Source organism: Albidovulum sp., assembly GCF_049646345.1.
Lineage (GTDB): Bacteria > Pseudomonadota > Alphaproteobacteria > Rhodobacterales > Rhodobacteraceae > Albidovulum.
The window spans coordinates 1-6030 of sequence record NZ_JBARVQ010000365.1; the positions used below are offsets into that span (position 1 = coordinate 1).

4 protein-coding genes are annotated in these 6030 nt (G+C 61.6%); all 4 read left to right on the forward strand.

Features of this window, described 5'->3' with window-relative positions:
• The first annotated feature begins 199 nt into the window (after positions 1–199).
• Positions 200–2644 (forward strand): GcvT family protein, encoded by a 2445-nt coding sequence (locus tag WBB85_RS09105; protein WP_432638306.1) that lies wholly within the window; start codon positions 200–202, stop codon positions 2642–2644.
• A 26-nt stretch (positions 2645–2670) separates the two neighbouring features.
• Entirely contained in the window at positions 2671–3711 is a 1041-nt protein-coding gene (locus WBB85_RS09110; protein WP_432638307.1) for a zinc-binding dehydrogenase, read from the forward strand.
• Positions 3708–4307, forward strand: a complete 600-nt coding sequence (locus tag WBB85_RS09115) for a hypothetical protein (protein ID WP_432638308.1) — start codon at positions 3708–3710, stop codon at positions 4305–4307. The genes WBB85_RS09110 and WBB85_RS09115 overlap by 4 nt, the downstream gene beginning before the upstream one ends.
• Positions 4300–6030: FAD-dependent oxidoreductase (locus tag WBB85_RS09120; protein WP_432638309.1), on the forward strand; the 1731-nt coding region annotated here is incomplete at its 3' end. The genes WBB85_RS09115 and WBB85_RS09120, both read left to right, overlap by 8 nt.

A 6030-nucleotide genomic window follows, 5' to 3' on the forward strand; every position in this document is an offset into this window, starting at 1 on the left:
CCGTAGACTGTGTTACCCCCAACCGGTCTGCGGTCCGGTTGAAACTGCTCGTATCGCACAGGTCCAGGAATGTTTCGATAAGCTCTATCTGCATGGCAGCCTCTAATCGGAATATCCGATTAATATAGCAGGGTGTGGCGAATTGAAAGCCGCGCAGACAGCAACCATACTGCGGCCAGAAAAACATCGTGAGGATTACATGGCCGAGATTCCTTCAACAGCACGTGTGGTGATCATTGGGGGCGGCGCGGTTGGCGTATCCTCGCTCTACCATCTGGCCAAGGCTGGTTGGACCGACTGTGTCCTTCTTGAAAAGAACGAACTGACAGCCGGCTCGACCTGGCATGCCGCGGGCAACGTTCCGACCTTTTCGACCTCCTGGTCGATCATGAACATGCAGCGCTATTCGACCGAGCTTTACAGCCGCCTCGGCGCCGAGGTCGATTATCCGATGAACTACCATGTGACCGGGTCGGTCCGTCTGGCGCATTCGAAAGAGCGGATGCAGGAGTTTCAGCGGGCCAAGGGCATGGGCCTTTATCAGGGCATGAATCTGGAAGTGCTGGGCGTTGACGAGATCAAGGGCAAGTATCCATTCATCGAAACCCACGATCTGGCCGGTGCGCTTTATGACCCCGCCGACGGCGATATCGACCCGGCGCAGTTGACCCAGGCGCTGGCCAAGGGGGCACGCGAGATGGGGGCCAAGATCCTGCGTTTCACGCCCGCGACCGGGGTTTCCCGCGAGAACGGCGAATGGATCGTCCATACCGAAAAGGGCGACATCCGCTGCGAATATGTGGTCAATGCTGCGGGCTATTATGCCCAGAAGGTCGGCGAATGGTTCAAGCCCTATGGCGGGCGCACCGTGCCGATGATGGTGATGAGCCACCAATATGTGCTGACCGAGCAGGTGTCCGAGATTGAGGCATGGTCGAAAGAGGTGGGCCACAAGCTGCCGCTACTACGCGATGTGGACGTGTCCTATTACCTGCGTCAGGAAAAGGGCGGTTTCAACATTGGTCCTTATGAGCCGAACTGCAAGGCGCATTGGGTCAACCCGTCCGACCCGATGCCAGATGACTTCTCTTTCCAGCTATACCCCGACGATCTGGACCGGATCGCCGAGATTGTCGCGGACGCGATGGAGCGGGTGCCGATCGTCGGCAGCGCTGGCATCAGCCGCATCATCAACGGGCCGATCCCCTACGCGCCCGACGGCAATCCGCTGATCGGACCGATGCCCGGCGTGCCGAACGCGTTCGAGGCCTGCGTCTTTACCTTCGGCATCGCTCAGGGCGGCGGCGGCGGCAAGGTGCTGGCCGAATGGATCACCGAAGGCTGCACCGAATGGGACATGTGGTCCTGCGATCCGCGCCGCTACACCGACTATACCGACCGCGACTATTGCATCGAAAAAGGCAAGGAAGTGTACGGCAACGAATATGCCATGCATGTCCCCTGGCACCGCTGGCCCGCCGCGCCAGACCGCCGGAAATCCTCGGTCCATGACAAGATCAGAGAGCTCGGCGGTCAGATGGGCGCCTATAACGGTTGGGAACGCGCCAACTGGTTCGCGAAGCCGGGCGACGACACATCCGAAGAGGCGACCCATACCTGGGGCAGGTCGGGTCCGTGGGAGCAGAGGATCAAGGAAGAATGCGAGGCGGTGCGCGACAGCGTGGGCGTCTTGAACCTGCCGGGCTTCTCGCGTTTCTGGATCCAGGGCGAGGGTGCGGACGAATGGCTGCGCGGTTTCTGCACCGGGGCCCTGCCAAAGGTCGGGCGCATGAACCTGATCTATGTCTCCGACAAGCGCGGCCGCATCCTGACCGAACTGTCCTGCATCCGTTTGGCTGAAAACAGCTTCGTCCTGATCACCGCCGCCACCGCGCAGTGGCATGACGGCGAACTGATCCGCAACTCCGTCCCCGAAGGTGTGACGGTGCGCGAAACCACGGCAGAGCGCGAAACCCTGATCATTGCCGGACCGAAGTCGCGCGAGCTTTTGGCCCCGATCACCGATGCCGACCTCTCCATGGGCTGGCTGACCCACCAGCACGCGACCGTAGCGGGCAAGAAGGCCTTCCTGATCCGTGTGTCCTTTGCGGGCGAACTCGGCTGGGAGGTGCATGCCGAGAACGCAGACATGCCCGCGATCTATGATGCGGTTCGGGCGGGCGGGGCGAAACCTTTTGGCATGTGGGCGCTGAATAGCCTGCGGCTGGAAAAGGGCTACCGCGCCTGGAAGGGCGATCTTTCGACCGATTATTCGCTGTTGGAAGGCGGTCTGGAACGCTTCGTCAAGTTTGACAAGCCGCAGGACTTCACCGGTAAGGCAGCACTTCTGGCCGAAAAGCAGCGGGGCGTGAAGAAAAGCTTCATCACCCTCATCGTCGATGCGAAGGATTGCGACGCGCCCTACATGTCGACCATCTGGCATGACGGCAAGGTCGTGGGCGAAACCACCTCGGGCGCCTGGGGCTACCGGGTGAACGCCTCCATCGCTCTTGGCATGGTCAGGGCCGATCTGGCGGTGCCGGGAACCGAGCTTGAGGTCGAGATCTATGGCGAGCGTTGCCGCGCGGTGGTGCAGCCCGACCAGCCGCTCTGGGATCCCGAAAACGCCCGGATCCGGGCCTGACCTTCAGGAAGATCGAGGACACAGGTATGTCTATCCCTGAAAAGATGAGCGGCGTGCGGCTGACCGGACACGGTGGGCCCGAAACGCTCGTCTGGTCAGACGACATACCTGTGCCGAGTCCACGCGCCGATGAAGTGCTGGTGAAGGTGCTGGCCGCTGGGGTCAACCCGACCGATATCAACACCCGCGTCGGCTGGTATGCCCGCGACGCCGCCGCCGAGGGTGGTGGCTGGGACGGCGCACTTGACTTTCCCCGTATTCAGGGCGGCGATCTTTGCGGCCGTGTCGTGGCCCTTGGCGCAAACGTCCAGGGCATTGACCTAGGTGCCCGGGTGATCTGCCCGATCAACCAGGCTGAACCCACGCCAGAGAACCCAATGGGTTTCGTGGCACTCGGCTCTGAATATGACGGCGCGTTCGCAGAGTATTGCTGCGTTCCGGCACGTCACCTCTTTGATGTGACTTTGTCTCCGCTCTCCGATGTCGAGATTGGCGGGATGCCCTGTGCTTATGGCACCGCGCACAACCTCCTCACCCGGTCCGGCGTTGCCGCCGGCGACAGCGTGCTGATAACCGGCGCGTCGGGCGGGGTTGGTTATGCCGCAGTGCAGTTGGCGCTTTTACGCGGAGCAAAAGTCACGGCGCAGTGCACTGCCGCAAAGTCGGCACATGTAATGGCCACCGGCGCGACCGTGATCGATCGGGAGGCAGTGCTTGTGGCCGGCGCCTTCGACATAGTGATCGACATTGTCGGTGGCCCGCGCTGGATGGAACGGCTAGACGCGTTGCGCCCCGGTGGTCGCTATGCCACCTCCGGCGCAATCGCCGGGCCGATGGTCGAGGCTGACCTCAGAACAATCTACTTGCACGACCTCACGATTTTTGGCTGCACCCATCAATCACCAGAGACATTTGCGGCGCTTGTCGAGATCATCAATGCAGGCAGCGTTCGCCCCCTGATATCAAAGACCTACCCGCTTCGCGACATCGGCAGGGCGCAGCAAGAGCTGCAGTCCGGCACGCATCCGGGCAAGCTGGTGCTATTGCCCTGTGGGGGCGCATCATGAGCGGCCTGGCTGGACGTGGTGACGCGTTGAAACCAGCTATCGTGCTGGTCAGTAGCGACATGGGTGCAAACAGTTTTCCAGGACTGACGGTAGAATTTGGCGCAATGCCGATGGAATTTTCCACCGCGCACAATCTCTTGACCCGCGGTGAGGTCGGTCGCGGATCGCGCGTTCTGATCATTGTCGAGGACGAGACGGTGGGCTATGCCTGCATGCGTCTTGCGGCGCACAACGGGGCCGATGTTACCCTGCATAGTGACATGCGGCACACCGCCGGTGCCCGCGTCCTTGGGGCAAAGGTAATACCCTCAGGTCACACCTTGCCGTCTTGCGCATTCGACGCGGTTATCGACCTTTCCCTCGGCGAGAAATTTCAATCGCGCCTCTTCTGTCTCCGCCCCGGTGGCCTCTACGTTGTCCGCGGCGCCGTCTCCGGTGCCCAAAACGCCCGGGTCTTTCTGAATGACCTGCCGCTTTTCGACCTTCCCCGCCGGCCGCGCGAAGTTTTTCCCGGGCTGATCAGCGTCGTTCGGGCGCCCCATATCCGCGCGGTTCCAGACAACTGCCTTTCCTTTAGGAGTTCAACCAATGTCTAACCTGCCTGCTAAAGCCCGTGTCGTCATTGTCGGCGGCGGTGTCGTCGGTTGTTCGGTGGCCTATCATCTGACCAAGCTCGGTTGGAAGGATGTGGTTCTCTTGGAACGCAAGCAGCTGACTTGCGGCACGACCTGGCACGCGGCGGGCCTGATCGGCCAGCTGCGCGCCTCGGCCAATATGACCAAGCTCGCGAAATATTCCGCCGACCTTTATGGCGGGCTGGAGGCGGAGACCGGGCTGGCGACCGGCTTCAAGCAGGTCGGCTCAATTTCCGTCGCGCTGACCGATGCGCGGAAAGAGGAACTGTTCCGCGGCGCCTCGATGGCCCGCGCCTTTGGCGTGCCGGTGGAGGAACTTTCGCCCGAGGAGGTCAAGAACCGCTATCAGCATCTGAATATCGAAGGTGTGAAGGCCGGTGTCTGGCTGCCGACCGACGGTCAGGGCGACCCGGCCAATATCGCGGTGGCGCTGGCCAAGGGGGCGCGCAATCGTGGTGCCGTGGTGGCAGAGGGCGTGAAGGTGACGAGCATTGCCGTCGAGGGCCGTCGCGCCAAGTCGGTTTCCTGGGAACAGAATGGTGAGCAGGGCGTGATCGAGGCCGATCATGTCGTCAACTGTGCGGGCATGTGGGGCCATGAGGTCGGCCGCATGGCAGGCGTCAATGTGCCGCTGCATGCTTGCGAGCATTTCTACATCGTGACCGAGGCGATCCCCGGCCTGACCCAGATGCCGGTGCTGCGGGTGCCCGACGAGTGCGCCTATTACAAGGAAGATGCGGGCAAGTATCTGCTGGGAGCGTTTGAGCCCAATGCCAAGCCCTGGGGCATGAATGGCATCCCGGAAGATTTCTGCTTTGACCAGTTGCAGGAAGATTTCGATCATTTCGAGCCGATCCTGGAACGCGCCTGCAACCGCCTGCCGATGCTGGCCGAGGCGGGCATCCATACTTTCTTCAACGGGCCTGAAAGCTTTACCCCCGATGATGCCTATAACCTTGGCCTGTCGCTTGAGGTCGACAATTACTGGGTTGCCGCCGGGTTCAACTCGATCGGCATCCAGTCGGCCGGTGGCGCGGGTATGGCGCTGGCGGAATGGATGGAGACGGGCGAAAAGCCCTTTGACCTTGGCGACGTCGATGTCGGCCGCAACCAGCCCTTCCAGGGCAACAAGCATTATCTCTTTGAGCGGTCCAAGGAAACGCTGGGACTGCTTTACGCCGACCACTACCCCTATCGCCAGAAAGCCACCGCGCGCGGTGTGCGGCGCACGCCCTTCCATGCGCATCTTGAGGCGAATGGTGCGGTTTTCGGCGAAATCGGCGGCTGGGAACGCGCGAACTGGTTTGCCAATGACGGGCAAGAGCGGGAATATCAATATAGCTGGGGCCCGCAGAACTGGTTCGGCAATCAGGCGGCCGAGCACAATGCCGTCCGCACCAATGTCGGCATGTACGACATGTCCTCTTTCGGCAAGATCCGGGTCGAGGGCCGCGATGCGGAAGGCTATCTGAACCACATTTCAGGCGCCGACATGTCGGTGGCACCCGGCAAGATCGTCTATACCCAGTTCCTGAACAAGGCGGGCGGCATCGAGGCCGACGTGACCGTGACGCGTCTTTCCGAGACCGCCTATCTGGTTGTGACGCCCGCCGTGACCCGGCCCAAGGATCAGGCCTGGATGCGTCGCCATATCGGCGAATTCAACGTCGTGATCACCGATGTG